The sequence below is a fragment of the Pseudoalteromonas sp. NBT06-2 genome (assembly GCF_002276045.1).
Classification (GTDB): Bacteria; Pseudomonadota; Gammaproteobacteria; order Enterobacterales; family Alteromonadaceae; genus Pseudoalteromonas.
In genome coordinates this window covers 1-545 of record NZ_NQMR01000336.1, presented here as the reverse complement: position 1 = coordinate 545, position 545 = coordinate 1, and the positions used below count along the sequence as shown (strand labels likewise).

1 protein-coding gene is annotated in these 545 nt (G+C 34.9%); it reads right to left on the bottom strand.

Annotated features, from left to right (window positions below):
* Window positions 1–80 precede the first annotated feature (80 nt).
* A partial coding sequence (locus CJF42_RS25900) for a hypothetical protein (protein ID WP_212668875.1) occupies window positions 81–545 on the bottom strand: 465 nt, incomplete at its 5' end.

Here is a 545-nt window from a genome sequence, read left to right as displayed (position 1 = left end):
ACCAGTTTGCTAAAATGTGTAGCGAAGCGAAACCGAGCAAACTGTTAGCAGTCCCACTTTAAATTCTTGTTATATTTCAGTTACAACGAGCCTAAATAGTCTTTTATTGTCTGTGTTTTAGAACATTGTTCTTTATATCTGACCTGTTCATTAACACAAATAATGTATTCATCACCCAACTCTACGATTGGTTTTACCCCCTTTACTAAATAGTGGCCTCTAACTTTTTTTAAATGAATTAAGGCATAGTTAAAAGATGTGTACTTGGGTAAACCTGTAGAGTGAGTAAATCCGATGAATTCAATTGTCTCGGGTTCTTTTGAAGTGTTAAACCACTCAATCACGTTGTATTTCAATTCAAAGGCTGCATCCATACAAATACCACTTTCAACGAATTTGTCGCATGATTTTTCACTTTCAACAACTGAATAAGGCGAACCGATAAACACAATGTCTTCAGCTTGCAGGTTAAAAGCAAAAATGAGTAAACTAAATGTGAATATTTTCACTAACCTTTCCCTGAAATATAACGCCTTACTAAGAGG